Origin of the sequence: Marinobacter sp. 1-3A (assembly GCF_016597775.1) — a bacterium.
GTDB lineage: Bacteria > Pseudomonadota > Gammaproteobacteria > Pseudomonadales > Oleiphilaceae > Marinobacter > Marinobacter xiaoshiensis.
This window is the reverse complement of the sequence record NZ_VCGZ01000005.1, coordinates 135,939-161,050: the sequence shown is the minus strand read 5'-3', so window position 1 is coordinate 161,050 and position 25,112 is coordinate 135,939. Positions and strand designations below refer to the sequence as shown.

Below are 25,112 nucleotides of genomic sequence, written 5' to 3'. Positions count from 1 at the left end.
CAACCCTGACGAGACTGAAGCATTCATGAACTCTGAACAGATCATTGCCTCCCTGAAAGAGCTGTTAGCCACCGGTGACGCACCCGGTAAGATTTTGACTGACCCGGCTGATCTGGAGAGTTACGGCAAGGATTGGACGCGCATATACGCGCCGAATCCCATAGCTATTGCTCTCCCGAAAACCACAGAGCAGGTTCAAGCGTTGGTGAAGTTTGCCAACGAAAACCGCATTGCGCTGGTTCCTTCTGGTGGGCGGACTGGCTTGAGTGCTGGTGCGGTAGCTGCCAATGGGGAAGTGGTTGTTGCCTTCGATAACATGAATCAGATCCTGGACTTCAGTGCCAGCGATCGACTGGTTCGTTGCCAGGCGGGTGTTATAACGGAGCAACTGCAGAATTTTGCAGAAGAGAACAGCCTTTACTACCCGGTGGATTTTGCGTCAGCGGGCTCCAGCCAGCTTGGCGGTAACATCTCTACCAACGCAGGCGGCATAAAGGTTATCCGCTATGGCATGAGCCGCGACTGGGTTGCTGGGCTGAAAGTGGTCACAGGCAAGGGTGATATCCTCGAACTGAACAAGGATCTGGAGAAGAACAACACAGGCTACGACCTGCGCCATTTGTTCATCGGCGCCGAAGGCACGTTGGGCTTTATTACTGAAGCCACCATGAAGCTCACGCGCCAGCCCGACAACCTCACTGTGCTGGTGCTTGGGCTTAACGACCTGGGTAACACCATGGACGTGCTCAAAGCTTTCCAGGGTGGGCTGGATCTGACGGCTTACGAGTTTTTCTCCCACGAAGCCATGGGGCACGTTTTGGCCCACGGCCAAGTGCAGGCGCCGTTTGAAACCGAAGCACCTTATTATGCATTGCTGGAATTTGAAGCCACTTCGGATCAGGTAATGGACGACGCCATGAGCCTGTTTGAGCAGTGCATGGAAAACGGCTGGGTACTGGACGGCGTCATCAGCCAGAGCGAAACCCAGGCTCAGAACCTATGGCAGCTACGTGAGCGCATTTCTGAATCCATAGCACCACGCACCCCATACAAGAACGACATTTCGGTAGTGGTTTCAAAAGTGCCGGAATTCCTGCAGGAAATTGACGCATTAGTGGCGGAGCAGTATCCGGACTTTGAAATCATCTGGTTCGGCCATATTGGCGATGGCAACCTGCACCTCAACATCCTGAAGCCTGAAGACATGGCAAAAGAAGACTTCTTTGAAAAATGCCAGCAGGTGAACAAGTGGGTATTTGAAATCGTCGAAAAATACCAGGGCAGCGTCTCCGCCGAACACGGCGTAGGCATGACCAAAAAGCCCTACCTGCAATACACCCGCAGCGAGGCGGAGATTGCGTACCTGAGAGGGATCAAGCAGGTGTTCGACCCTAACGGCATCATTAACCCCGGCAAGATATTCGACTAATGCAACGGCATATCGTAGTACTCACCGGCGCTGGCATCAGCGCCGAAAGTGGTCTCTCCACCTTCCGCGATAACGGCGGGCTATGGGAGCAGCACAGCGTATACGATGTTGCCACCCCCGAAGCCTTCGCCCGAAACAAGGAATTGGTACTGCGCTTCTACAACGAACGCCGCCGCCAACTCGCCAAGGTTCAGCCAAACCGCGCCCACAAATTGCTGGGTGAGCTGGAACAGCGTCACCGGGTAACCATCGTCACCCAAAACGTAGATGACCTGCACGAACGCGGTGGCTCCAGCAACGTAATTCACCTCCATGGCGAACTCACCAAAGCCCGCAGCTCGGTTAATCCGGACCTGGTTTACGACATAGGCTACCGTGACATAGAACTTGGCGAGACCTGTGAATATGGGGAGCAACTACGCCCGCACATCGTCTGGTTCGGGGAAGACGTCCCCATGCTACAAGCAGCGGCTGACATAGTTCGCACCGCAGACGACCTGCTGATCGTCGGTACATCACTACAGGTATACCCGGCTGCAGGACTGATTCACGAAGTGGAACGAGACGTGCCGATTACGGTGGTAGATCCCGGCGAAACCGCAGGAGTTTCCCGTGCAAGGGTTATCAGAAAAGGTGCAGGAGAGGGCGTTGCAGAATGGGCAGCGAACTTTCTATCTAGATAGTTGATGATTCGGCAAGATACTTACGAAGCTCCTCACCAAAAGCCGCCTGAACCCCCAGGCGCTTCAGCATCCAATAATGCCCCGCAATCATCCGATCAATAAAAATACTCTCAACCGGTGGCTTGAACGAATCCAGATACTTGAACACCGTACTCGTCTTCGCCGCCACACTCTTGTGAATGCTCGACTCACCAAAATCATAAGGCTGCTCGGAATCAAACGGCACCACAAGAATATCTCGCCACATCGCGTAGTAGGCTTCATCAATAGCCGGCTGGCTCCCAACCCGCGCACCCAAATCAATCAGATAAGAATCCAGCGCCTTATAGTCCTCAGCCAGCGCCGCCGTAACCGCATTACGGTAAGCTTCAACAATCTCCGGCTTCAGCTTCTTAACACAGCCAAAATCGTACATCACAACGCTGCCATCCGGCCGATAGGCAAAATTCCCCGCGTGTGGATCGCCATGAATGCACTGAAAGCGGAATAACTGATCCGCCATGGTCTTAAACATACGATGGCCGATCAGATTGATCGTAGCCTGATCATAGCGCTCCGGGGTCACCTCACTCACATGATCGCCTTCCTCCAGAATCAGAGTAAGTACATGGCGGGTTGAGTGACTGGGAATTACGGAAGGAATAACCACCCACGGATCGCTTTTGTGAAACTCGCGGAACAGCGCAATATTGCGGGCCTCATTCTCATAATCCAGCTCTTCCCGCAGACGCTCGCGAATCTCTTTGAACAACTGATCGACCGACTCTTTCGGCATTTTCAGCAGACCACCAAGCTTCAGCGCCAGCCGAAGTTGTTTCAGGTCTGAATCGCAGGATTCATCCACGCCCGGGTACTGTACCTTCACGATCACATCCGTGCCGTCATGCAGGCGGGCTCGATGCACCTGGCCGATGGACGCTGCAGCGTAGGGCTTTTCCTGAAGGTACTCAAACAACTCGCCAACCGGCTTGCCCAGTTCGGTCTCTATCTGTTCAAGGATAATCTCAAACGGCATGGGGGGCGCTTCTTTCTGCAGTTTCTGAAGCGCATCAGAGAACTCACGGGGCAGGAAATCCTGGGTCTGGGAGGCAATTTGCCCCACCTTCATGGCGGCACCTTTCATTTCACCGAGCGTGTCGGTAATGCGGTTGGCCATGCGGGTGTAGCTTTCACTGCGGGCACCTTCGTCGTTTTCGCCGCTGAACAGACTGCGTGCTTTCTGGCCGGCATACTGACCCGCCACCGAGGCAGTCATGCCAGCAAGTTTGAAGAAACGACCACTGCGTGAGGTAACCGGTTTTTTTGCCATGCCTGACTATACGTACTCTTTATAAAGAAAGATTGTGTCAGCCAACGTTAACCACTTTGGTGGAAACGGACAACTGATCTTCCAGTTGTAGCGCCAGTGTTTGCCCTGAGCGCAAAGGACCAACGCCCTTGGGTGTTCCCGTCAGCACTACGTCGCCGGGCAGTAGCGTGAAGTGACGGCTTATATGGGCAATCAGCGGAATGATCGGGAACAGCATGTCCCGGGAGTCACCGCTTTGCTGGCGCTGATCGTCAATATTCAGACTGAAGGTGATGTGGTCGTTGCGGAAGAGGTCTGCCGCTACAAAAGGAGACAGAGGGCAGGCGCCATCAAAAGCTTTGGCTCGTTCCCAAGGGTGTCCTTTTTCTTTAAGCTGGTTTTGCAGATCCCGAAGGGTCAAATCCAGTGCCAGACCATAACCGAGAATGGCCGCCTGGGCTTCGCTGGCAGATGCATTGGTCAAGGGTTTGCCGATCAGCACCGCCAATTCAGTTTCGAAGTGCACCTCGCCATGACTGGCCGGGAATTCAAGAGGGCGTGTGACATGGGTTGCCGAGGTGGCGGGTTTGATGAACAACAGAGGTTCAGAAGGCACCGGGTTATTGAGTTCTTTCGCGTGCTCCGCGTAGTTCCGCCCAACGCATACGATCTTGCCCAGTGGCAGGTGCACCGGAGTGCCGTCTTTCCAGTGGTGCTGATAAGAATCCATGACGACCTCCCGGTACTCTTGCAAAAATAGGGGCTAAGTCTCTATTCGCCCTCAAACGAGCATACAGTATAGACCTTGAGGCCCTCTTCCTGCAGCTTGGCAGATCCGCCAAGATCGGGTAAGTCGATCATGGCAGCCACTTCGATAATTTCAGCACCAATACGGCGAATCAACCTGCTGGCGGCGAGCATGGTGCCACCGGTGGCGATCAGATCGTCCACCAGTATCACTTTGTCGCCGGGTTTGAACGCATCCTGGTGTAGCTCTACTGATGCGGTTCCATATTCCAGCTCGTAGTCCTCCACCAGAGTGTCGAACGGCAGCTTGCCTTTCTTGCGTACCAGTACCAGTGAGGCGTTGAGCTCATACGCTAACGCCGAACCAATGATGAATCCGCGGGCATCCACCGCAGCCACAGCATCAATGTCGTGGCCGTGGTAGCGGTGTACGAATGCATCAATCAGCTTCCGGAAAGCGGTTTTATCCTGCAGAACCGTGGTTATATCCCGGAAATCGACACCGGGCTTTGGCCAGTTTGGCACTGTGCGGATGGCTTGCTTGATGCTTTGGGCAAAGTAATCCATAAAAAGTCAGGCTCTCATACTGGGCGCAGTTTAACCTGCGTCCAGAAACATGAATTTCAGGATGAAAACAAAAGAGATCACAATAACGCTCACATTCAGGTCAGACCAGCGTCCACTCAGAGCCTTGATCACTGCGTAAGTAATAAAGCCTAGCGCAATGCCGTTAGCGATTGAGAATGTCAGCGGCATTACCAGAGCGGTAACCACAGCTGGCGCTGCATCAGTGATGTCGTCCCAGTCTATCAGCTTGAGGCCGCCGGTCATCAGCACAGCAACGTAAAGCAGTGCGGGTGCTGTGGCATAGGCCGGAATAATGCTCGCGATGGGTGCCAGCAGCAGACACGCCAGAAACAGCAGCGCCACAACCACAGCAGTCAGGCCGGTGCGCCCACCCGCAGAAATACCTGCAGTGGACTCAATGTAACTGGTGGTGGTTGAGGTGCCGAGGGCGGCGCCAGACATGGTCGCAACAGAGTCAGACATAAGAGCCCGGCCCAGGCGCGGTAGCTTGCCATCTTTATCCAACAGGCCGCCGCGCTGTGCTGCACCGATCAGCGTGCCCGACGTATCGAACAGATCGACAAACAGGAAAGCGAACACAATGCTGATCATGCCAACGTTCAACGCGCCTGCGATGTCCATTTTCATGAACGTGGGTGCAAGGCTTGGTGGGGCGGAGACAAAGCCATTGTATTCCACCATACCGAGCATCATCGCAATGGCAGTGACCGCAATAATGCCAATCATCACCGAACCGGTTATGCGGCGGAATGAAAGTGCACAGATCAGGACAAAACCGCCAAAAAACAGAAGGCTCTCGGCAGACTTCAGTTCGCCCAAACCAACCAGAGTGGCGGGGTGGTCTACCACGATGCCAGCATTCTTGAGAGCGATCAGTGCCAGGAAGAAACCGATACCGGCTGAAATCCCGAAGCGCAAGGACAGGGGAATGCTGTTGATGATCCATTCGCGGATCTTGAAAATACTCAACAGGAAGAAGATCAGGCCGGAGAGGAACACCGCACCCAGTGCGACTTCCCAGCTATACCCGAGACTGCCTACAACAGTGAAGGCGAAAAAGGCGTTCAGCCCCATGCCCGGAGCCAGGGCAATCGGGTAGTTTGCCCACAGGCCCATGATCAGGGTGCCGATAGCAGCTGCGAGACAGGTTGCTACAAATACCGCACCATAATCCATTCCGGTGGTGGACAGCATGTCCGGGTTGACCACGATAATGTACGCCATGGTCAGGAAGGTGGTGATGCCCGCTACCAGTTCTTTACGAACGTTGGTGCCGTGGGCCTGAAGTTGGAACAGTCGTTCGAGCATGACGGGTGTCTGCCTCTCAGGATGCCAGTGAGTAGGGTGTGGGAGTCTGTTAAGAGCGAAAAACAGTCAATAATCGAAAAAACATGCGTGAAAAAACGGTAATCTTACCGGTTGAGGGTTGCCACGCCAAGTGATGATTAGAGGGCCCGTGATTACAGGCTCTGGCTATCAACTTTGTACAGGATCTCGCTGCAAGCGGATATCGAAACGCACTGCCGCCATCCGGACAATAACGATAAACAGCAAGCCAATGGTCAGTGACAGCGTTTCGCTTGCAAGAGCCCACTGGCACAGGAAATAAAGCCAGCAGCCGGCAAACGAAATAGACGCGTAGATTTGATCTTTACGGAAAATAAAGGGCACCTCATTACAGAGAGTGTCGCGCAGTGCACCCCCAAAGGTGCCAGTCATTACCCCGAGCAATGAAGCGATAAACCATGAGTGCCCCAGATCGAGAGCCAGCTGCGCTCCCAGTATCGAGAAAGTGCCAAGCCCGATGGCGTCTGGAAACACGATCCAGGACTCGCGAATACGTTCTGAACGCTTCCAGTAGCTGAATACAATTGCCATGGCAAGAATCAGGATGGGCTGCTCTTCGTGCTTGATCCAGTAAACCGGATGGTTATCCATGATGAGATCGCGCAGGGTGCCGCCGCCCAGGGCAGTGATAAATCCGATGGTAAACACCCCGACTGGATCCATGTTTTTGGACCTGGCAACGACCATGCCTGAGATGGCAAAGGCGATAATTCCAATCATTTCAAGCAGGTAGATTATATCTGGCATGGTGAGCCCTGAGAGGAGGCCGGGTGGTTTTAAAATAGTTAGAGTCAGGAACGCGAAGGATAGCGGAAAACCATAAGTGATTCATCTTCAGGCCGGCGTCTTTGGTATGCAGGGTATAAGCTGTGTTTATTGTGATGGATAAAGGTTCTTTATTTGCTTCATGGCGAGAGTCTGTTTAGCTTGGCGTCATTCAATAAAAACAAGTTTCATCAAAAGGAGTCCCCCCATGAAAGCAATTCTCTGTAAAGAATATGGCCCAGCGGATACCTTGGTTATTGAAGATGTTCCCAGCCCGGAAGCCAAAGGCCGTGGTGTTAAGGTTCGAGTGCAAGCGGCGGGGCTCAATTTTCCTGACACGCTTATTATCGAGGGCAAATACCAGCTCAAGCCCACCATGCCGTTTTCCCCGGGCGGAGAGTTGTCGGGTGAAGTGATTGCGGTGGGAGATAAGGTAACCCGCTTCAAGGTTGGTGACAGGGTTGCTGGCCTCACGGGCTATGGTGCGTTTGCTGAAGAAGTGATCGTGCCTGAGCATAACCTGCTGCCCATACCCGAGGGTATGAGCGACGAGAAAGCCGCTGGCTTTACTATGGTTTATGGCACGTCGTATTACGCCCTCAAACAGCGCGCCAACATCCAGCCGGGCGAAACTCTTTTGGTTCTGGGTGCCAGTGGTGGCGTGGGTCTGGCAACGGTAGAGCTGGGCAAGGCCATGGGTGCGCGTGTTATTGCCGCTGCCAGCTCAGCGGAGAAGCTGGAGGTTGCCAAGGCCGCCGGCGCGGATGAGTTGATCAACTACACGGAAGAGCCCCTGAAAGACGCCGTAAAGCGCCTGACCAGCAGCAAAGGCGTCGATGTAATCTACGATCCTGTAGGGGGTGATTTCACCGAACAGGCTCTGCGAGCCATGGCCTGGAACGGTCGCCACTTGATTATCGGCTTCGCTGCTGGCGATATCCCCAAGATTCCTGCGAATCTGACATTGTTGAAGGGCTGTTCGGTTGTTGGGGTGTTCTGGGGCAGCTTCACCCAGCGTGAGCCGGAAGCGAGTGCCCAGAATATGATGGAGCTGATGAAGCTCTATGCTGAAGGCAAGATTGATCCAAAAGTCAGCGAAGTCTTCGAGTTTGAGGATTATGCGAAAGCCCTGGGTGCTCTGTCTGAGCGGCGTGCTACCGGGAAGGTGGTGCTTAAAGTCGGATCCTGAGTATCGTAGCCTGATTTTTTGAGTGCAGAGCCGTGGCTGACAGGCCTCCCCAAAAACCGCTACGAGCACATCCATGTGCGCTTGTCGGTGGCCATCCTTGGCCACCGGCATTTTTGGGGAGGCCTGTCAGCCACGGCTATCCGACTTCTCAGATATATCAAAGCTCAAATGAATTTGGCTGATGAAGCTCAGACGGTGTTTGATTTGAGGTTTTCGTGGGATTGAAATCTAGTGTCTTTTTCTTTCAGGCGAGCGAATAACTCTGGTCGCGTTGGTGGGCACCCCCTCCCAAAAATGTCTGCGGCCAAGGACGGCCGCAGTCAAGCGCACACGGACGTGCTCGTAGCGGTTTTTGGGAGGGGGTGCCCACCAACGCAGCCCCTCCAGTTCTAAAGGCGCGGGCAGTAATAACTAGCCGGCACCACCAACGTCAAAAACTAAACTGCCCACCATCAATATCCGAAATCAGCTCCGGAGTCAGCAGCGTGTAACCCTTTGTTTTAGGGAGCCACGCATAAATCGCCTCATCTGAGCGGTTCAACGAGTAGCCCGCCTTTTGAATATCCACTTTGCGGTACTTGAAGGTGCCTGTTTTCTCAATAGCGTCAGTCACTCGCACAAACACAGGCACTGCATAGGCAGGCAGGTTCGCTCGCATATAGTCCAACAGCTTGTTGATATCGAAGTTGGATTTATCCGGAACCAAAGTCACCATGCCGGCCTTGCCGTTGGTTTTCGGGATTTCCACACCATAGACAATGGCCTCTTCTACCATGCCAGAGCCATCGATGATGTTTTCCACCTCGTTGGTCGAAACGTTCTCGCCTTTCCAGCGGAAGGTGTCTCCCATTCGATCCACAAATTGTAGATGCCCACAACCAATCGACTTAAGAACATCACCCGTGTTGAACCAGGCATCACCTTTTTTGAATGCATCCCGAATAAGGGATTTTTCGGTGGCTTCTTTCTGGGTGTAGCCTTCAAACGTCCATTTCTTTGTATTCTCACCGATAAGCAGGCCTGGTTGGCCTTTTTCGGCTTCTTCCAGTGTTCCCTTCTCGTTGCGAATCGGGTCGCGGGTGCCATCGTGGAATTTCACCAGTTTGTACGGCGCAGTAGACAGGCCGACGGTGTTATCCAGATTGAAGAAGTTACTGAAGCCGATGTTGCCTTCACTGGAGGCGTAGAGTTCCGACACGGTTTCAATGCCAAAACGGTCTTTGAACTCATTCCATATGGAAGGCCGTAAACCATTGCCCAGCATTTTGGTCAGGCGGTGGTTGCGATCCTGATCACTTGGCGGGTGATTCAGCAAGTAGCGGCAGAGTTCGCCAATGTAGCCGAAGGCTGTAGCATCATAGCGGCGCACGTCGTCCCAGAAGGCGCTGGCTGAAAACTTGCGGCGCAGGGCGAAGGCGGAGCCGCCTGCCAGGGCGGCACTCCAGCACACCACCAGACCAGTACCATGGTACAAGGGCAGGGTGCAGTAGAAGACGTCGTCCGGCGTCATTGAAAGCGCCATCATTCCAAAGCCGCCGTACGCTTTCACGAACTTGGTGTGCGATCCGGGTGCGGCCTTGGGCAGGCCGGTTGTACCGGAGGTAAACAGGTAAATGGCTGTATCTCCGGTTCTGGGTGGGTCGCTCAGCTCCGGGTTGTTGCTGTTAAAGGTGCTCACCTGCTGTGCCATGTTGGCGTAGCCAGTGGGCGCATCACCGAAGGCATTGAGGGTATTGGTGTCAGCAAGGAACAGATGGGGCGTGGGGTGATCAAACTGAACGCCTGCTTTGATGTCATCAAATGCAGGCACCAACTCTTCACCAACCACAATCATTTTCGGTTTGATCAGATTGATGCTGTGTTCCAGCACCTTTCCTCTTTGGGAGGAGTTCAGCATGGCACAGGCAACGCCAATCTTGGCTGCGCCTGTGACTACTGCCAGAATTTCCGGGCGATTCTCCAGGAAAACTGCAATTGAATCGCCCTTGCTCAACCCCTGAGCCAGAAAGTAAGCCGCGATGCGGTTGGACCAGACGTTGAACTCGCCCCAGGTGATGCTGCGGTCCTCAAACAACACTGCCGGCCTATCGCGATGCTTTTCGGCATTTTTTTCAACGAGAGTTCCGAGGGTGAGAGGTTTGCTCGCATCCTTCACTGAGTAGTAGTAATAGCCTTTGGCAATTGCCGGGAGTCGTTTGAAGACTCCCGGCAGGCTGCGCATTAGATCCATCCCAGTAATTTTATCTTGGCTCATGGTCTTTCCGTCAGGTGTTATTATAAGTTTGGGCTAGTCCAGGTAGAGGTCTGGCAACAACGGCTTGTCGTTGGCCTCATAACGGTAGCCTTCAAAATCGGTTACGCCGTCCTGGCGCAGCACGTCTTCGTCGATCAGGTTTTGCCCTGTCATCTCTTCAATAGAGTGATTCAGGATGCTAACCGCAGCATCTGCCATGATCTCGGGAGTCCGGCCTTGGGCCATCATTTGCGCTCCGCCCGCTTCATGCTCAATGGCCGCGGTCGAGATAAGCGTTTTCGGCCAAAGCGTGTTAACGGCTATACCGTAGCGTTTGAATTCCTGAGCCATACCGATGCTGATCATGGTCATGGCATATTTTGTAGAGGTGTATGGCCCAAACTGAGCAAACCACTTTGGGTCAAGGTTCAGCGGCGGTGACATGCTAAGAATGTGGGCACGCCTGGATTTTTTTAGCCAGGGTAGAGCGGCCTGACTGCATGCAAGCACAGCACGGGCATTCACTTGGTGCAAGAGATCGAAGCGGCTTACCTTCAGGTTTTCTACACCAGTCAGGCGAATGGCGCCGGCGTTGTTGATCAGGGCGTCAATGCCGCCAAAGTGTTCAGCAGCTTCATCTATACGCTGCTTGATCTGATCTTCATCGCGTACGTCGAGTACCAACGGCAGTGCCTGGCCACCGGCTGCACGAACTTCTTCGGCTACGGTGTGGATGGTGCCTGGTAGCTTGGGATGAGGTGTGTCTGACTTTGCAGCAATAACAACGTTCGCGCCCTGGCGTGCACAGGCAAGGGCGATGGCACGGCCGATGCCCCGGCTGGCGCCGGTAATAAATACGGTTTGGTTTTTCAATGTGTTCACTGTTTGTTCTCCTGTTCGGATGCTTCGCCGGTGGTCACTTCCACCAACAATTGATTACGCTTAACCTGATCACCTTTGGTGGTCAGCACCTGAGCAACGACACCGTCACAATCGGCTTTGACCGGGTGTTCCATCTTCATGGCTTCCAATATAACCAGGGTGTCGCCCTGACTAACGGCTTGGCCAGGCTCTACCAGGACGTCGATAATGGCACCGTCCATTGAGGCCTGAATGCGCCCACTACCGGCACCATTCGCACCTGCCGCAGGCTGGTGAGTGAGATCAGTGACCGACCACGACTCTCCGAACGCCTGCAAATATAGGGAATCCCCGTCGCGGTGATATTGGCAACGCTGACGAATGCCGTTGTCGATAATGCATAAGATGCCATTTTTCATGCTGGTAACGACTAGCTCATGTCTTTGGTCGCCCAGGCGGCAGGACAGGTTGTTACCGCTACTCTGCACCAGCAGTTCTAGCGCTTCGTCACCGACGGCCAACTTCATTGGTGTGTTAGTGGCGGGTGCGTTGCTCCAGGCTTTGGCTCCGGATACATCGTGCGCCAATACGCAAGCTGCAATGGCAAGCTGGCGGATGTTCAGCTTCACTGGCTGCAGCGAGGGATCGTTACTGAATGCCCGCTGCAGGAATGCCGTAGTTGCTTCACCAGCACCAAAGGTGCTGTCAGCAATGATGCGGCCGAGGAAATACCGGTTGGTGGTGACGCCAAATACGGTTGTATCTTCCAGGGCGCGAATCAGGCGGCGGCGTGCTTCGTCGCGGTTTTCACCCCAGGCGATGACTTTTGCCAGCATGGGGTCGTAGTGCGGCGTAACTTCATCGCCGGAGCGCACGCCTGTGTCATACCGCAGGCCTTCGCCTTCTGCAGGCTGAAAAACATGCAGGGGGCCGGTCTGCGGCGTGAAACCGTTGGATGGGTCTTCCGCGTACAGCCGGACTTCGATGGCGTGGCCGTTCAATTTGATGTCATTCTGAGCCAGCGGCAAGGGCAGGCCTTCGGCAACGGTAAGCTGCCAGGCGACCAGATCCTGCCCGGTGATCAGTTCTGTAACCGGGTGCTCTACCTGCAGGCGGGTGTTCATTTCCAGGAAGTAGAAGTTACGGTCTTTATCGACGAGGAATTCGACGGTGCCTGCGCCTTCGTAATTACAGGCCAGCGCCGCTTTAACGGCAGCTTCGCCCATGGCGGCCCGGAGTTCCGGGGTCACGAAGGGGGAGGGTGCTTCTTCAACGACTTTCTGGTGACGGCGTTGCACGGAGCAGTCCCGCTCACCCAGGTATACGGCGTTGCCGTGTTGATCGGCGAACACCTGGATTTCCACATGGCGGGGTTCAATTACCGCTTTTTCGAGTATCAGTTCGTCGTCGCCGAAGGCCTGCCTGGATTCGGAGCGTGCCCGTTTGATGTTGTCGGCCAGTTCGGATTCGCTGTGTACCAGGCGCATGCCCCGGCCACCGCCGCCGGCAGAGGCTTTGATCATCAGCGGGTAGCCGATGTCAGCCGCAGCAGCAATGAGTTCGTCGTCGCTGGCGTTGTCGCCCTCGTATCCGGGAACTACGGGCACTCCGGCTTTTTGCATGGCAATTTTGGAGCGCCGCTTGCTGCCCATGAGTTCTATGGCGGCCGCTGGCGGGCCTACAAATACTATTCCGGCTTCTTTGCAGGCTTCTGAAAAGGCTGAGTTCTCGGAGAGGAAGCCGTAACCCGGATGGATGCAGTCGGCGCCGGTTTTGCGGGCGGCTTCGAGTATGGCGTCGGCATTCAGGTAAGACGCGGATACTTGTGCGGGGCCTATGCAAACGGCTTCGTCTGCCAGTTCGGTGTGCATGGCGTTGGCGTCTGCCTCGGAGTAGACGGCAACGGTGCGGTATCCGAGGGCTTTGGCGGTGCGAATAACGCGGACTGCGATTTCGCCCCGGTTTGCTATTAGTAACTTTTTCAGCATAGCGCTTGTCTCGTAAATTTGTGCCTGTCCGTGAGGGCCGGTGGAGGCGGGTTCAGGAAACCGCTACGAGCACATCCATGTGCGCTTGACGCCGGCCATCCTTGGCCGTCGACATTTCCTGAACCCGCCTCCACCGACCCTCACTCCTTCTGAATTATTTTGTGTCTGCCCAGGCTGGTGGACGCTTCTGCATGAATGCCATAGTGCCCTCGTTGCCTTCACTACCCTGTACCGCCGCAGCGAACATTTCCGCCGCGCTGTCGAGTAATCCGCTCATGGATTCATGACCAACCCGGTGAAGCAGGGCTTTGGTTTCTGCCGTGGCGTTTGGTGCGCAGTTGCGGACGCGCTCAATGGCGTGGGCCAGCATGTCGTCAAGCTCCACATCTGATTTGGCCGCCTGGTGAACAATGCCCAGTGCACAGGCCTCTTCCGCTCCGATTCTCAAACCGAGCAGCGCAAGCCTGCGGGCCTGGGTCAGGCCGATTCGCTCTACTACAAACGGTGCGATCTGCGCCGGGATGATGCCGAGGGAGGTTTCCGGCATGCCGAATTTCGCGGTGGGCCCCGCGATAGCAACGTCGGAGACGCAGGCCAAACCAAAACCGCCGCCCATTACCGCACCTTCGGTAATGGCGATGACGACTTTGGATGATTCGTTGACCTGTTGAATCATCTGCCCAAAGGCACGATTGAGACGGTAGAAGGGATCAGCTTCACCTTCGCCGGCTTTCTGGTTACGAGCGCCTGCCATATCTTTGATATCGCCGCCGGCACAGAAGTGGCCGCCGGAACCGCGGATGACCACGGCGCGGATGCTGGTGTCAGATTCTACTTCAGTAAAGATTGTGGACAACTCTGCCACCATTTGCAGGCTCATGGCGTTGCGGCAGTCTGGCCGGTTGATGGTGACGTGCAGGGCTGGCCCCTGTTTTTCCATAAGCAGTGTTTCGCAATGAGGCAAGGTTTCCATTGATAGACTCCACGAACATTATTTTGGGGCCGGTAGCCCGGTTGAACTCTTCAGGACCGTTGAGGGCCAGGGATGGCCCGATCGAGCCCTACAAGGACGTACTCGCGGGCGTGTCCTGAAGAGTTCAACCGGGCTGCCGGTCTGGCACCAAGCTTCAGTCTTTGCGCTTTCCAGGCAAGATGCCCATCATCTTGCTGATGATGCCCAGCATGATTTCATCAGCGCCGCCGCCGATAGATACCAAGCGAACATCGCGGAATGCACGGGATGCCGGGTTGTCCCACATGAAGCCGTTGCCGCCCCAGTATTGCAGGCAGCTATCGGTAACTTCACGGCCCAGGCGGCCAGCTTTCAGTTTGGCCATGGAGGCGAGTTTGGTAACGTCTTTGCCTTCAACATGAAGCTCGCAAGCTTTGTAGGTCAGGGCGCGCAGAGCCTCTACTTCTGTTTGCAACTCGGCCATGCGGAAGTGAATGACCTGGTTGTCGATCAGCGGTGTACCGAAGGTCTTTCGCTCACGGCAGTACTCGATAGTCTGGTCGATGCAGTTTTCCAGCGCTTTGATAACGTTGGCCGCACCCCACATACGTTCTTCCTGGAACTGCAACATCTGCATCATGAAGCCAGTGCCCTCGGCGCCAATGCGGTTGCGCTGGGGAACACGAACGTCGTCGAAGAAGATCTGGGCAGTTTCCGAGGAGCGCATACCTAGCTTGTTCAGGTGCGGGCTCATGGTAATGCCCGGGGAGTTCATGGGTACGATGATCAGTGACTTGTTCTTGTGGGGCTTGTCGTCGCTGGTGTTGGCCAGCAAGCAAATGAAGTCTGCCTGAGGGCTGTTGGTGATCCACATTTTGGAGCCGTTGATGATGTAATCATCGCCGTCTTTCTTGGCTGTGGTTTTCAGGCCTGCCACGTCGGAGCCAGCACCGACTTCACTTACGCCAATGCAGCCAACCATGTCGCCTGCAATGGCCGGGGCCAGGAAACTGCGCTTCAGTTCATCCGAGCCAAAGCGCGCGATGGCGGGGGTACACATGTCTGTCTGAACACCAATTGCCAGGGGCACACCGCCACAGTTGGCCATGCCCAGTTCTTCAGCGGCAACCAGGTTGTAGCTGTAATCCAGCCCCATGCCACCGTACTCTTCAGGCTTCTGGATGCCCAGTAGGCCCAGGTCGCCAAGCTTCTTGAATATTTCCCGAATGGGAAAGTGGCCTGCCTCTTCCCACTCGTCGCAATGTGGGTTGATTTCCTTTTGCACGAAATCGCGGACGGTTTTTCTCAGAGCTTCGTGTTCGGCTGTAAATTTCACGGTGTTATTCTCCTGCTGTTTTTTGGTTCGTGCTTTCGTTCGTTTGAAGCACGTTTTCTATCTTTTGATTACCAGTATGTCGTCAGTCTGGATTAGCGCCCGATCAGAGCCGCGCTACGCCAAAGGTGTTGGGCCGGAGCTGGCGCGCATCGGCTTCCCGGAACATGTCGAGTACCAGTGCCACAACTCTGCGGGTATCCCGTGGATCAATCAGGCCGTCATCCCATAAGCGGGCTGTACCGAACAGGGCTGTTGAACCATCTTCCAGTTTTTTGGCAGTGGCTTGCTCCAGGAAATCGAGGGTTTTGGGATCGGGCTCTATGCCGCTGCGGCGTTGTTTGTCTTCCGCAACAATGCGCATCACCTTGCCAGCCTGGGCTGGACCCATAACGGCGGTTCGGCTGTTGGGCCAGGCGAAGATGAAGCGGGGATCAAGGCCGCGACCACACATGGCGTAGTTGCCGGCACCGTAGGAGCCGCCGATCACCACGGCGACTTTAGGCACGCGGCAGTTGGCAACAGCCTGAATCATTTTCGACCCATGCTTGATGATGCCGTTTTGTTCGGAGTGTGTGCCCACCATGAAGCCAGTGGTGTTATGCAAAAACAGCAGCGGTGTGCCTGCCTGATCGCACAACTGAATGAACTGTGCCGCCTTGGCACTGCCGGCTGGAGTGATCGGGCCGTTGTTGCCAATGATTCCGACAGCGTGTCCTTCTATGCGGATGGTGCCGCATACTGTCTGGCTGTCGAATTCATTTTTGAAGTCCATAAACCTGGAGCCGTCACCAATGCGCGCCAGAATCTCACGCACGTCGTAGGGCTTTTTGGAGTCTGAGGGGATAACGCCTAGCAGCTCTTCTGCAGGATAAAGAGGTTCATCCCATGTCAGCTCGCGCTTTGGCGGAAGATGTTCGTTCCAGGGCAGGGCTTCCAGGATATTCCGGGCCTGACGGATGCCGTCTGCGTCGTCTTCAGCCAGGTATTCAGCTGTTCCTGCGACCTGTGCGTGCATTTCTGCACCACCAAGCTCTTCGTCATCTGCTATTTCACCGGTTGCAGCTTTTAGCAACGGAGGGCCGGCCAGGAACATTTTGGCCTTACCGCGGATAGCAATTACATAATCAGATAAGCCGGGCTGGTAGGCGCCGCCGGCAGTGGCGTTGCCGTGTACTACGGTGACCTGAGGAATGCCAGCAGCGGACATGCGGGCTTGGTTGGCGAAGCCCCGTGCGCCCTGCACAAAGATATCCGTAGCGTAGTTCAGGTTGGCGCCACCGCTCTCGGAAAGTGAGACAACCGGCAGTTTGTTCTCTTTCGCGATCTGCTGCAGGCGCAGGGTTTTATCCAGGCCTGCAGGCGTGATGGTGCCACCTTTGATGGCGCTGTTGCTGGCCAGAATCAGGCAGCGGATACCGCTAACGGTCCCTATGCCTGCAATGATGCCGCCGCCAGCCATGCTGCCGTCCTTGTCATCGTGCATTTTGTAGCCGGCCAGAGAACACAGCTCCAGGAACGGCGTGCCACGATCCAGCAAACGGTTGATGCGATCCCGGGGCAGGAGTTTTCCGCGCTTGGTAAACTTTTCCCGTGCTGCTTCTGCCAGGTCGAGAACTTTTTGTTCTACATCACGGAAGGTCCGGATGTGTTCTTCCATAGCCTCGGTGTTACCACGGAATTCATCCGATTGCGGGTTAACGCTGGTTTCCAGTGTTTGCATAAACGTATCCTCAATCCTCGCTGAGCACTTTGGGCGTTACAGCCCGGTGGAAGCCATTGAAGGGCTCATTGTTTTTTGCTTTGGGCAGGGGCCATATCCGGGAACCTTGGGATGCCGCACCGTCTATACGCAGGCAGTCGCCGCTGATGAAGGAGGCGCCGGGGCTCAGCAGGAAGCAGATTGCCGCACTGATTTCAGATTCAGTACCCATCCGCTTGATGGGGACATTATCGCCAAGGCTGCGAATCCATTGCTTCATGTGTTCGGGATAGTTATCCATGCCGCTGGAAGCGATCCAGCCTGGTGCTACCGCATTCACCCGAACGCCAGAGGTGCCCCATTCCACGGCGGCTGTCTGGGTGAAGTTAACCATGCCAGCCCGTGCTGCACCTGAGTGCCCCATGCCGGGCATGCCGCCCCACATATCTGCCACAATGTTTACGATGGAACCGCCGGTCTTTGATAGCGCCTGGGTGTAGGCCTCTCGCGCCATCAAAAAGCCGCCAGTAAGGTTAGTGCGAACAACTGTTTCCCAGCCTTTCTGGTTGATTCCTGCCAGAGGAGAGGGGAACTGGCCGCCAGCGTTATTGACTACGCCGTTTAGGCCGCCATGCTCTTCAATAATCGCTTTTACCGTGGCTTTAACGGATTCTTCTTCACGGATGTCGCACACGTGAGCTGAGGCAATGCCACCGTCTTCAAGTATCTCTGCTTTTACAGCTTCAACTTTTTCGACTTTGCGCCCGACAAGCGCCACTTTGGCGCCCAGAGATGCGAGTTCGTGGGCCGTGCAGCGGCCGATGCCGGAACCGCCACCTGTTACGATAAAAGTCTGGCCCTTGAATAGGTCTGGGCGGAAAACCGATTGATAGCTCATAACTCCAAATCCTTCTTAACTGTTCAGGAGGCCGCTAGACCGGCAGGAACGGGCACCGGAAATTCCAGCAACTGCTGAGCAAACGCTTTGCCCTGCGGATCAATGCGCAGGCTGGCAACGCCACCACCACCCAAACTGTGCTCCAGCAGGAAGTTGAATGCGTGGAGCCCGGGTAGGGTCCAGCGAGTAACCTTGCCGCTTTCCGGGTTCAGCGTGTGCTCCATCCATTCGGCCACGGCTTCTTCGCTCAGCGCGGCTGCAATAAAAGGAACGAACTCGGGCTTGCGAGCAATAACGCCAATGTTGCTGTGGTCACCTTTATCGCCGCTGCGTGCCCAAGCCAAGTCAATCAGGGGCACAGTGGTATCGGTTGCCGACGCGGCTTGAATCGGGGCTTGATCCTTGATCATGCCGGGCTGGAAGCCGCCTGCGGTATCTATGGAAACGGGGGTTACCTCGCCGTTCAGGTCAACAGAGACGGCAACGTCGCTCTTGGGAACCAGGCAGGAATAGAGCCGGATTTTGGGCCAAACGGATGGGCGCCCACCCACAATGCCGGTCAGGCCCGGGGCCATGCCGGTGGCGGCTTGCGCGATTTCTCGGGAGAACAGCACCAGCGCGCCTTTCTTTGGGTGGGCAGCGCTGATTTTAACGATGATTTCCCGGCTGCCATGGCCGCGACCTTGCTTACCGTATGTGGTTTCCGTGCCCAGCAGTTCGACACTGGTTTCGGTGTAGTCACCCAGGCCGCGCTCCTGGAACAGGCGAGAGGTTTTGGTGAGGATGGCGTCGGCTACCGCTTGGGCTTTTTCAGGAGCGTCAATGCCAGCAAGCAGGAAGGTTGCTGTGCATTTGAAGCCATCGGGCCAGGTGCCAGATACCTTGTAGCTGTCGGTGGGTGGCAAGCCGCGGGCGCCTCGAACGGTTACACGGTCAGGCCCGCTTTCTATGAGTTCAACATCCGTAAAGTCGCAGGTTACATCGGGTAGTAAATAGGCGCGAGGATCGCCAATTTCGTAAACCAGTTGCTCAGCAACGGTGCCACGACTTACCAGGCCTCCAGTGCCTTCCGGCTTGGTAACAACGAACTCGCCGTTTGCGCTAACTTCAGCAATGGGGAAGCCCATATCGGCGAATCCATCAGCAACGTCTTCCCAGTCGGTAAAATTGCCGCCGGTAGATTGCGCTCCGCACTCCAATAAGTGACCGGCGAGACTGGCTTGCGCCAGTTTGTCGTAGTCTTTCCAGTCCCAGCCGAACTCGTGAACCAGAGGCGCAAGCACCAAAGCACTGTCGACCACACGGCCAGTAAGAACAATGTCTGCACCCTGGTCCAGGGCAGCTGCCAAACCAGATGCGCCAAGGTAAGCGTTCAGGCTAACCATCATTGCGGGCATAGGTGCACCGGTAGCCATTTCGGTGATGCCAGCTTTGCTCAGGGCCTGTTTCTGGGGAAGCAGGTCATCCCCGAGTACCAGGGCAATTTTCATGTCTACACCGGCTTTCTCGCAAAGGGCTTGCAAGGCATCACGACAGGCTACCGGGTTCACGCCACCAGCATTGCTCAGTACGCGAATTCCTTTCTCTTTGATGTCGGCCAAAAGCGGCCCCATAACAGTTTCAACAAAATCCCGCGCATAGCCCTGACTTGGGTCTTTCATCTTCTGGCCCGCCATGATCGACATGGTGACCTCGGCCAAATAGTCGGAGACCAGGTAATCAATATTACCTTTGTGAACCAGTTGCGCTGCGGCCGTTTCAGTGTCGCCCCAGAAGGCGGAGGAACAGCCGATCCGGATAGTCTTCGGTGAATTCGTCATGTCTGTGCATCCTGTAGCTGTGTTGCCGTGAATACCAAGAATATGTGCCGGCAACTGTTGAACCGTTGACAAGACGATACCAAGCAAGCGCTTGGTTTGTAAACAGGCAAATCTAAGGTAGAATGCAGATTCTTTGTAAAGCCGCTGGATACGCCCGTGAATCAAGAAAAAATACTTCAGTCACTCATCGCCGATAACCTGGTGTCAGCATCAGACAGTGCCCGCGGACGGCTGCTTCGGGAAGCCGCGCGTTTGTTCCGCGAAAAAGGTTATGAACGCACCACTGTGAGAGACCTTGCCGCTGCGGTGGGTATTCAGTCGGGAAGCCTTTTTCATCACTTCCGTACCAAAGAAGAAATTCTTAAAGCAGTGATGGTTGAAACGATCAGGCTGAACACCGCCGTGATGCAAGCAGCCATGAGTAAGGCGACATCCAATCGGGAGAAGCTGAGGGCGCTCATAAGCGCAGAGCTGGAATCTATTAATGGCCAGACCGGGGAGGCGATGGCCGTTCTGGTATTCGAGTGGCGCAGTTTGTCTGAAGCTTCCCGGGCAGAGGTGCTGAAGCTTCGCGACATATACGAAGCTTTGTGGCTGGACGTGCTACGTGGGGTTAAAGAAGAGGGTGCGCTTAAAGCGGATCCTTTTGTGGTGCGCCGTATGCTAACCGGCGCACTGAGCTGGACCGTAACCTGGTATCGACCGGATCGTGGCGGCTTGACCCAGGATGGTTTAACCGATCAAGTGGTGGCAATGCTTGGCTTGAGCTAGCGGCTGGATCGGCAGATTCTAGTGAGAGCATGCATTTTGTCAGTAAATTAATTTCAGGATGCATGCGAAGGTTCGTTTTCGAAGTTATTGTTTTAAGTCAAAAAATCTCATCAAACAGCGGTCCGGATCAGGCCATTGGCCTGATCAGCATGGGCAGGCCGGCAAACGAGCCATTTTTGTAGGACAGCTTTCAACGCACTCTTGCTCCCGGAATGACAGAACCAACTGTCTTCCTCATAGATAAAAACAAAGCAGAGCAGAGTGACTTAATCATGTCCATATTGGCAACGTATGCAGGTCGTCTTGTGGCGGCGCGCAACAAACTGGCTTTACTGGCAACGGTAGTATTGTTTGCAGGGTGTTCGGCAAACCCCATACACAAAGTCACTGGGACTGTGCTGGCGAATTACGCTGAGAGTGAAGCCACTCCTTACGTTATGCAAATGTCCGACCCGAAAATGGCGTGTGCTCTTGGGGAGGGTGTTGACCCCCTGATCTACTCCTTTTCGCGGATCAATGATGCGCCGGATACCAGTGGATCGTTGCTGATGCTGTTGGCGGCCAACTGCATGGAATACCGTGCCTGGGAAGCCGAGCTTGATTACCTGCGGGCAGATTATGAAGGTAATGTGCCTCAAGCCAAAGACGCCCGTGAACGAGCCAAGCGCTTGTACGCCCTCACCGCAGAGCGTCGGTTGATCGCCTTCCAAAGAGCCATGGCGGCCTACGATTTTGATCCTGCCAAAGAACCCCTTGAATGTCCGTTTCTGTTCAGTGAGCAAGACGAGATTACCTTTCTGCTTGGATTGCTGACCGGGTTGCAAGCGGTTGTAAATGATGCCAACTCAGGTGCGCGTGCGGGAATACCGCGCAATATAGCCCCTCAGGCAGAGCGCGCGGCAACCTGTATTGATAACGAAAAAACAGGTGGGTTGCCCAACGCCGTTCGCGCCATGGTTTGGCTGTTGCTGCCAGACACCCGTCCAGAACTCTCCCCCGACCCCTGGAAAGTGCTCGAAAACAGTTCTGCTATGGGCGTGAAAGCAGGTATGCGTGCGTCGATGGCACTTGAGGCTGTTGCTGCAGAAACCTTCGGACGCACAGATGTTCTGGCTGACGTGATTCACCGTTTTGCGGAAGCTGACGACACCATTGAGGTGTGGGAAAAGTATCGCCTGGCTGATTTTGTGGCTGAATACATTATCCAGTTTTCGTCAGACAAATACTGGACGGCTGAATATGGCTACCGTACACCGCAGGCGTTCTTCGGAAAAATGAGCTCTGAACAAAATAACGAAAACATTGAGATTATGAGCCTGGAGGGCTTGCTCTGAACGGGCAGCTCCAGCGCATGTGCTCGATCGCTTATTGAACTCACTATAAACATAAGAATGAATCGGAGATTGTTATGATCCGCAAATCCCTTACAGCCCTGACACTCGCTGCCATCACACCCATCGCCTCGGCCCAAACCGTAAAAATGTGTGTTTTCGATGTGATTGGTGCGAACGGTGATATGTTCAATATGGTTAAGGACTATGCGCTGGAGATGAAGTCTCACGGTGTGGATTTCGACCTGAAGCCCTATACCGATGAGGGTGTTGCTGTAGGCGACTTCAACGCCGGCCAGTGTGATGCAGTTGCTGCCACAGACATACGCACCCGACCATTTAACCGCTTTACGGGAACCGTTAGCGCTGTTGGTGCAATCCCCAGCTATGATGATCTTAAAACCCTTCTAGCGACATTGGCGCAAGCTAAAGCGGCACCGCTTATGAAGCAGGATGGTTATGAAGTTTTGGGCATTGTGCCCGCCGGTGCAGGGTATTTGTTTGTTAACGACCGCAGCATGGATACTGCAGGCGATCTGGCGGGCAAGCGTATGGCGACTTTGGACTATCAGAAAGACGCAATACACATGGTGAACTTTATTAAAGCCACGGTTGTGCCTTCAGATATCACCAATTTTGCCGGTAAGTTCAACAATGGTTCGGTTGACACAGCTTACGCACCTGCATTTGCCTATGAGGCGCTTGAACTCTACAAAGGCATTGGCGAAAAGGGTGGCATTGTGGATTACCCATTGGCGCAGCTCACTATTCAGGTGATTGCTCGCGAGGGTGTTCTTGATGATGCAACGGCGCAGGCATCCCGCCAGGTAGCCTGGGATATGTACCCGCAAGCCATGAATCTGATTAGCCGGCAGGAAGCTGCCATTCCTGAAGATAAGTGGGTTCGCATTTCTGAAAAAGATGTTGAAGGTTACCAGGAAATGTTTCGCCAGAACCGCATCGAAATGCGCGATGGTTTGAACGGTGCACCGGATGTATACCACCCGAAAATGCTGAGTCTGCTGAGCAAGATTCGCTGTTCCAGCAATCCATCTGCTTCGGAATGCACCTCGGAAAACCGGGAATAACAGGGCGGGATTGGCATGAACTGGCAAGCATTAACTGCCCCTGCCGCAAGAGCCCTGTATCCCGTGCATAAAGTGCACGGGGCCATACTGCTCTTGCTGCTATTTGTGACCCTGCTTCTGGGAATGGGCAATTCCCTCCATTCCCGCCTGCTGTGGGTTGGTGAGCAGACATGGCCGAATTATTATCTGCTGAATCCGGATGCAGTAGAGCCCTCCTGTCGTATGGAAATGGATGTCGAGGCAGAAGTCCGCAAGAGGGTAGATGCTTATAAGCCAGATCCGGACGATCTGTTTGATTCCCCACCTAACCCCCAGGCTATCCGCACATCGCTGGAGCGAAATTTGGCGCTTTGCGCGGAGAGCCATGCTGCGTACCAGAACAATCTTGAGCACGCTACGCCCGCGTTGGGCGTGTTCAAAACGGTTGAGCAGGGCTTGGCGTCTTTCCTGCTGGATAATATTGAGCTGACCAAATATCTGTTCATCGCAATTTTTGCGATGGCAGCAGCCGTGGCAGCTCTGGATGCCGATCATATTGCACTGCGACTTCCCAGAAACCGCTCAGAGTGGCGCCTGAGTCAGGGCGTGCAGTTCCTGGTGAACGGTATGATGGTGTTCTCCATGGATGCGTATCTGGGCCGCCTCGCCAGCTCGCCCGGGGCTGAGTCTACAGCCATGTTGCAGCATGCCTGGACGGGCGTGTTTGGCCTGTTCATGGTGATCAATGCTCTGCGCTTTCTGAAAGTGCCCGAGCACATAAGAGCGGGTGGGCTGACGCTGTCTTCGGGGTTGGTCGTGCCGCTGTATTGCACCATGGGCCTGATTGCGATGGGCTACTTTTTCTTTGTAGATGGCTATGCGTCTGGGCTCGCTATCTACTTCGGCATGATGTCCAACCTGTCTTCGATGTTTATCAACATCGGTCTCTATGTTCTGGTGGGTATGGTTCTGAAACAGACTCGCTTGCCAGAGTTGCTGTTGAACGTAATCAAGCCGTACAACTTGCCGGCACCCATGCTGGCTTCAGTCATTATCTTTGCGACGGCCTTTCCGACCGCTTTTACCGGCGCATCCGGTATTTTCATTCTTGCCGTTGGTGGCGTGGTTTACGATGAGTTGCGCCGGGCAGGTGCAGGGCGGCAACTGGCACTCGCGACCACGGCCATGTCGGGAAGCCTGGGCGTTGTACTGAATCCCTGCTTGCTGATTGTTGTGGTTGCGGCCCTGAACAAGGAGGTTACCACCACCGAAATGTACGATTGGGGCTTCTGGGTGTTTATTATGTCTGCCTCTTTGTTCTCAATCATCGTATGTAAAACGGAAGGCAACTGGCGGCCTCGCCCGGCTCCGGGTGCTTTCAGGGCCTCGTTGCAACAGCTCAAACCCCTGATGCCCTATGTGGCCCTGGCTGTGGCTGTCATATTCACCATTTATGTGGTTCTGGGGTTGTCGTTCAACGAGTACAGTGCACCAATGATCCTGCCGTTGGTGATGCTTGCGCTGGTATTCCTGGATGCCGATAGCAGCAGTCGTGAAGACAACGAGTCCCGCATACAGGCATTCTGGGGACGAAGCTGCGCGGCAGCCAGTGATTCGGCCGTGCACATTGGTGCTCTGCTGGCCTTGATCGGCTTCTCTATTTGCCTTGGAGGCATTCTTGAGCGGTCTGACATTGTTCATACTCTGTTCCCGGAGCATCTGACCAGTCCATGGCTTGCGATGCTCGTGATTGTGCTTCTGTTGACGGTCATCGGCATGGTGATGGACCCATTTGGTGCCGTCATACTGGTGTCGGCAACCGTTGCACAACCGGCGATACAGTTGGGTATTGACCCATTGCACTTCTGGATTGTTTGCCTGGTAGCATTTGAGCTGGGGTATCTCAGCCCGCCAGTGGCTCTGAACCACTTGCTTACCCGACAGGTTGTGGGGGAGAGCGAAGTGTTGGCAGCGGAGCGTGTTGGTTCTTTCTGGCATCGCTACGAGCGATTACTGTTGCCTATAGCCGTAATGGGGCCGACGCTGCTGTTGGTAGCGTTTGTTCCGATGTTGTTTTACGCCCTGTAGATCAAGTTGGGAAACCCCGCTCTGAATTCGAA

Annotated in this window: 20 protein-coding genes; 7 read left to right on the top strand and 13 right to left on the bottom strand. The window is 54.7% G+C overall.

All coding sequences use genetic code 11. The annotated features are described in order from the left end of the window. Positions 1–25: 25 nt before the first annotated feature. Both FE848_RS09765 and FE848_RS09760 read left to right on the top strand, forming a co-directional pair. The gene (locus FE848_RS09765; RefSeq protein WP_200202614.1) at positions 26–1,429 is read left to right on the top strand and encodes an FAD-binding oxidoreductase; all 1,404 of its coding nucleotides are present in this window, start codon (positions 26–28) and stop codon (positions 1,427–1,429) included. Beyond that, a complete protein-coding gene (locus FE848_RS09760; protein ID WP_200202613.1) occupies positions 1,429–2,112 on the top strand; it encodes an SIR2 family NAD-dependent protein deacylase in 684 nt (227 codons plus the stop codon). The genes FE848_RS09765 and FE848_RS09760 overlap by 1 nt, the downstream gene beginning before the upstream one ends. On the opposite strand, the gene FE848_RS09755 is transcribed toward FE848_RS09760, so the two are convergent. The 5 genes from FE848_RS09755 to FE848_RS09735 all read right to left on the bottom strand — a co-directional run bounded on the left by FE848_RS09755 (position 2,105) and on the right by FE848_RS09735 (position 6,829). Further along, on the bottom strand, positions 2,105–3,421 hold the full coding sequence (locus FE848_RS09755) for an ABC1 kinase family protein (RefSeq protein WP_200202612.1): 1,317 nt from the start codon (positions 3,419–3,421) through the stop codon (positions 2,105–2,107). The genes FE848_RS09760 and FE848_RS09755 overlap by 8 nt on opposite strands. Before the next feature lie 37 nt (positions 3,422–3,458). After that, positions 3,459–4,130: a fumarylacetoacetate hydrolase family protein gene (locus FE848_RS09750; protein ID WP_200202611.1), complete on the bottom strand. Its 672-nt coding sequence runs from the start codon at positions 4,128–4,130 to the stop codon at positions 3,459–3,461. A 41-nt stretch (positions 4,131–4,171) separates the two neighbouring features. Continuing rightward, a complete protein-coding gene (locus tag FE848_RS09745) occupies positions 4,172–4,714 on the bottom strand; it encodes an adenine phosphoribosyltransferase (RefSeq protein WP_200202610.1) in 543 nt (180 codons plus the stop codon). Between the two features lie 30 nt (positions 4,715–4,744). Continuing rightward, positions 4,745–6,043: an NCS2 family permease gene (locus tag FE848_RS09740; RefSeq protein ID WP_200202609.1), complete on the bottom strand. Its 1,299-nt coding sequence runs from the start codon at positions 6,041–6,043 to the stop codon at positions 4,745–4,747. A 168-nt stretch (positions 6,044–6,211) separates the two neighbouring features. Next, complete coding sequence (locus FE848_RS09735; protein ID WP_200202608.1) at positions 6,212–6,829, bottom strand: trimeric intracellular cation channel family protein; 618 nt, start codon at positions 6,827–6,829, stop codon at positions 6,212–6,214. Positions 6,830–7,055: 226 nt separating this feature from the next. Here FE848_RS09735 and FE848_RS09730 point away from each other — a divergent pair, with 226 nt between their 5' ends. Continuing rightward, complete coding sequence (locus FE848_RS09730) at positions 7,056–8,036, top strand: NADPH:quinone oxidoreductase family protein (protein ID WP_200202607.1); 981 nt, start codon at positions 7,056–7,058, stop codon at positions 8,034–8,036. Positions 8,037–8,466: 430 nt separating this feature from the next. Here the strand turns inward: FE848_RS09730 and FE848_RS09725 are convergent, their stop codons facing one another. The 8 genes from FE848_RS09725 to FE848_RS09690 form a co-directional block, all read right to left on the bottom strand. Further along, on the bottom strand, positions 8,467–10,290 hold the full coding sequence (locus FE848_RS09725; RefSeq protein ID WP_200202606.1) for a long-chain-acyl-CoA synthetase: 1,824 nt from the start codon (positions 10,288–10,290) through the stop codon (positions 8,467–8,469). A gap of 33 nt (positions 10,291–10,323) precedes the next feature. Beyond that, the gene (locus tag FE848_RS09720; RefSeq protein ID WP_200202605.1) at positions 10,324–11,151 is read right to left on the bottom strand and encodes an SDR family oxidoreductase; all 828 of its coding nucleotides are present in this window, start codon (positions 11,149–11,151) and stop codon (positions 10,324–10,326) included. After that, the gene (locus FE848_RS09715) at positions 11,148–13,118 is read right to left on the bottom strand and encodes an acetyl/propionyl/methylcrotonyl-CoA carboxylase subunit alpha (RefSeq protein ID WP_200202604.1); all 1,971 of its coding nucleotides are present in this window, start codon (positions 13,116–13,118) and stop codon (positions 11,148–11,150) included. Before FE848_RS09715 ends, FE848_RS09720 begins: the two co-directional genes overlap by 4 nt. 154 nt (positions 13,119–13,272) lie before the next feature. After that, positions 13,273–14,091 (bottom strand): enoyl-CoA hydratase/isomerase family protein, encoded by an 819-nt coding sequence (locus tag FE848_RS09710; protein ID WP_200202603.1) that lies wholly within the window; start codon positions 14,089–14,091, stop codon positions 13,273–13,275. Between the two features lie 154 nt (positions 14,092–14,245). Then, on the bottom strand, positions 14,246–15,406 hold the full coding sequence (gene atuD, locus FE848_RS09705; protein ID WP_200202602.1) for a citronellyl-CoA dehydrogenase: 1,161 nt from the start codon (positions 15,404–15,406) through the stop codon (positions 14,246–14,248). 103 nt (positions 15,407–15,509) lie between these two features. Continuing rightward, positions 15,510–17,126 (bottom strand): acyl-CoA carboxylase subunit beta, encoded by a 1,617-nt coding sequence (locus tag FE848_RS09700; RefSeq protein ID WP_200202601.1) that lies wholly within the window; start codon positions 17,124–17,126, stop codon positions 15,510–15,512. Positions 17,127–17,136: 10 nt separating this feature from the next. Next, positions 17,137–18,003: an SDR family oxidoreductase gene (locus FE848_RS09695; RefSeq protein WP_200202600.1), complete on the bottom strand. Its 867-nt coding sequence runs from the start codon at positions 18,001–18,003 to the stop codon at positions 17,137–17,139. 23 nt (positions 18,004–18,026) lie between these two features. Beyond that, positions 18,027–19,823 (bottom strand): acyclic terpene utilization AtuA family protein, encoded by a 1,797-nt coding sequence (locus tag FE848_RS09690; protein ID WP_200202599.1) that lies wholly within the window; start codon positions 19,821–19,823, stop codon positions 18,027–18,029. A 156-nt stretch (positions 19,824–19,979) separates the two neighbouring features. Between FE848_RS09690 and FE848_RS09685 the strand changes: the two genes are divergently transcribed. From FE848_RS09685 to FE848_RS09670, 4 genes are all read left to right on the top strand, one after another. Further along, positions 19,980–20,594 carry a TetR/AcrR family transcriptional regulator gene (locus tag FE848_RS09685; protein ID WP_200202598.1) on the top strand — a complete coding sequence of 205 codons (615 nt, stop codon included), beginning with the start codon at positions 19,980–19,982 and terminating at the stop codon, positions 20,592–20,594. A 272-nt stretch (positions 20,595–20,866) separates the two neighbouring features. Beyond that, positions 20,867–21,928, top strand: coding sequence for a hypothetical protein (locus FE848_RS09680; RefSeq protein ID WP_200202597.1), 1,062 nt, complete (start codon positions 20,867–20,869; stop codon positions 21,926–21,928). A gap of 74 nt (positions 21,929–22,002) precedes the next feature. After that, a complete protein-coding gene (locus FE848_RS09675) occupies positions 22,003–23,013 on the top strand; it encodes a putative solute-binding protein (protein ID WP_200202596.1) in 1,011 nt (336 codons plus the stop codon). 15 nt (positions 23,014–23,028) lie between these two features. After that, positions 23,029–25,080 carry a TRAP transporter large permease subunit gene (locus FE848_RS09670; RefSeq protein ID WP_200202595.1) on the top strand — a complete coding sequence of 684 codons (2,052 nt, stop codon included), beginning with the start codon at positions 23,029–23,031 and terminating at the stop codon, positions 25,078–25,080. Positions 25,081–25,112 lie beyond the last annotated feature (32 nt).

Coding starts and splice junctions, on each gene's coding strand:
- FE848_RS09735 (WP_200202608.1), bottom strand. CDS start 6,829: ATGCCAGATATAATCTACCTGCTTGAAATGATTGGAATTATCGCCTTT.
- FE848_RS09695 (WP_200202600.1), bottom strand. CDS start 18,003: ATGAGCTATCAATCGGTTTTCCGCCCAGACCTATTCAAGGGCCAGACT.
- FE848_RS09715 (WP_200202604.1), bottom strand. CDS start 13,118: ATGCTGAAAAAGTTACTAATAGCAAACCGGGGCGAAATCGCAGTCCGC.
- FE848_RS09670 (WP_200202595.1), top strand. CDS start 23,029: ATGAACTGGCAAGCATTAACTGCCCCTGCCGCAAGAGCCCTGTATCCC.
- FE848_RS09730 (WP_200202607.1), top strand. CDS start 7,056: ATGAAAGCAATTCTCTGTAAAGAATATGGCCCAGCGGATACCTTGGTT.
- FE848_RS09680 (WP_200202597.1), top strand. CDS start 20,867: ATGTCCATATTGGCAACGTATGCAGGTCGTCTTGTGGCGGCGCGCAAC.
- FE848_RS09760 (WP_200202613.1), top strand. CDS start 1,429: ATGCAACGGCATATCGTAGTACTCACCGGCGCTGGCATCAGCGCCGAA.
- FE848_RS09765 (WP_200202614.1), top strand. CDS start 26: ATGAACTCTGAACAGATCATTGCCTCCCTGAAAGAGCTGTTAGCCACC.
- FE848_RS09755 (WP_200202612.1), bottom strand. CDS start 3,421: ATGGCAAAAAAACCGGTTACCTCACGCAGTGGTCGTTTCTTCAAACTT.
- FE848_RS09740 (WP_200202609.1), bottom strand. CDS start 6,043: ATGCTCGAACGACTGTTCCAACTTCAGGCCCACGGCACCAACGTTCGT.
- FE848_RS09690 (WP_200202599.1), bottom strand. CDS start 19,823: ATGACGAATTCACCGAAGACTATCCGGATCGGCTGTTCCTCCGCCTTC.
- FE848_RS09750 (WP_200202611.1), bottom strand. CDS start 4,130: ATGGATTCTTATCAGCACCACTGGAAAGACGGCACTCCGGTGCACCTG.
- FE848_RS09725 (WP_200202606.1), bottom strand. CDS start 10,290: ATGAGCCAAGATAAAATTACTGGGATGGATCTAATGCGCAGCCTGCCG.
- FE848_RS09700 (WP_200202601.1), bottom strand. CDS start 17,126: ATGCAAACACTGGAAACCAGCGTTAACCCGCAATCGGATGAATTCCGT.
- FE848_RS09710 (WP_200202603.1), bottom strand. CDS start 14,091: ATGGAAACCTTGCCTCATTGCGAAACACTGCTTATGGAAAAACAGGGG.
- FE848_RS09675 (WP_200202596.1), top strand. CDS start 22,003: ATGATCCGCAAATCCCTTACAGCCCTGACACTCGCTGCCATCACACCC.
- FE848_RS09745 (WP_200202610.1), bottom strand. CDS start 4,714: ATGGATTACTTTGCCCAAAGCATCAAGCAAGCCATCCGCACAGTGCCA.